The 2034-nt window shown below is 56.8% G+C and carries 1 rRNA gene; it reads right to left on the bottom strand.

Annotated features, from left to right (window positions below):
* Nucleotides 1–517: 517 nt before the first annotated feature.
* A 16S ribosomal RNA gene (locus WMN78_RS04385) occupies nucleotides 518–2034 on the bottom strand; the annotation flags it as partial.

The raw sequence follows: 2034 nt of genomic DNA, 5'->3' as shown, positions 1-2034 counted from the left end.
GAAACCAGCCACACCCAACAACCACACCCCCCAAAGGAAGTGCCATCATCACGCGCAGCCAGATCCAGGTTCATATTCTTGGAAATTGCTTCTTATAAAAGATGCTCGCGTCCACTATGTAGTTCTCAAACAACAACCCCGTACCACACACCCCACACACACAACCCGCAAAGGGGCCGATACATGCATGATCGGTGCAGCCAGGAAACCAGAAACAAACAAGTACCAGGATCAACCCCGCAAAGGGAAGACCCCGGCCCTGTTGCCTCAGGACCCAACAGTGTGCCAAACACTAAACCGCTCATCCCCCGTCCGCACCGTTCCAGGACACTCACCCCTCCACAAGGAAGGAACAAAACATCCGTACTGGGTGCCGGCAGGAAACCGGCGGCCGCTATCTGCTGATATTCCACCCGTGAGCACCCGCCGCAGAACAATCGTCTGCGCAACGGGCGTACTCCTGACAAACCCTCCACACTCACATACATGAGGCAAGGCGTTTGTAGGTGCTCCTTAGAAAGGAGGTGATCCAGCCGCACCTTCCGGTACGGCTACCTTGTTACGACTTAGTCCCAATCGCCAGTCCCACCTTCGACAGCTCCCTCCCACAAGGGGTTAGGCCACCGGCTTCGGGTGTTACCAACTTTCGTGACTTGACGGGCGGTGTGTACAAGGCCCGGGAACGTATTCACCGCAGCGTTGCTGATCTGCGATTACTAGCGACTCCGACTTCATGGGGTCGAGTTGCAGACCCCAATCCGAACTGAGACCGGCTTTTTGGGATTAGCTCCACCTCACAGTATCGCAACCCTTTGTACCGGCCATTGTAGCATGCGTGAAGCCCAAGACATAAGGGGCATGATGATTTGACGTCGTCCCCACCTTCCTCCGAGTTGACCCCGGCAGTCTCCCATGAGTCCCCGCCATTACGCGCTGGCAACATGGAACGAGGGTTGCGCTCGTTGCGGGACTTAACCCAACATCTCACGACACGAGCTGACGACAACCATGCACCACCTGTGAACCGGCCCCAAAGGGGAAGGACTGTTTCCAGCCCGGTCCGGCCCATGTCAAGCCTTGGTAAGGTTCTTCGCGTTGCATCGAATTAATCCGCATGCTCCGCCGCTTGTGCGGGCCCCCGTCAATTCCTTTGAGTTTTAGCCTTGCGGCCGTACTCCCCAGGCGGGGCACTTAATGCGTTAGCTACGGCGCGGAAAACGTGGAATGTCCCCCACACCTAGTGCCCAACGTTTACGGCATGGACTACCAGGGTATCTAATCCTGTTCGCTCCCCATGCTTTCGCTCCTCAGCGTCAGTTAATGCCCAGAGACCTGCCTTCGCCATCGGTGTTCCTCCTGATATCTGCGCATTTCACCGCTACACCAGGAATTCCAGTCTCCCCTACATCACTCTAGTCTGCCCGTACCCACCGCAGATCCGGAGTTGAGCCCCGGACTTTCACGGCAGACGCGACAAACCGCCTACGAGCTCTTTACGCCCAATAATTCCGGATAACGCTTGCGCCCTACGTATTACCGCGGCTGCTGGCACGTAGTTAGCCGGCGCTTCTTCTGCAGGTACCGTCACTTTCGCTTCTTCCCTACTGAAAGAGGTTTACAACCCGAAGGCCGTCATCCCTCACGCGGCGTCGCTGCATCAGGCTTGCGCCCATTGTGCAATATTCCCCACTGCTGCCTCCCGTAGGAGTCTGGGCCGTGTCTCAGTCCCAGTGTGGCCGGTCACCCTCTCAGGCCGGCTACCCGTCGTCGCCTTGGTGAGCCATTACCTCACCAACAAGCTGATAGGCCGCGAGTCCATCCAAAACCACAAAAAGCTTTCCACCCCCCACCATGCGATGAGGAGTCATATCCGGTATTAGACCCAGTTTCCCAGGCTTATCCCAGAGTTAAGGGCAGGTTACTCACGTGTTACTCACCCGTTCGCCACTAATCCCCGGTGCAAGCACCGGATCATCGTTCGACTTGCATGTGTTAAGCACGCCGCCAGCGTTCATCCTGAGCCAGGATCAAACT

It is taken from the genome of Arthrobacter oryzae, from assembly GCF_037911235.1.
GTDB lineage: Bacteria > Actinomycetota > Actinomycetes > Actinomycetales > Micrococcaceae > Arthrobacter > Arthrobacter oryzae_E.
Note: the sequence above shows the minus strand (reverse complement) of the source record. Positions and strands in the feature narration are given on the sequence as shown.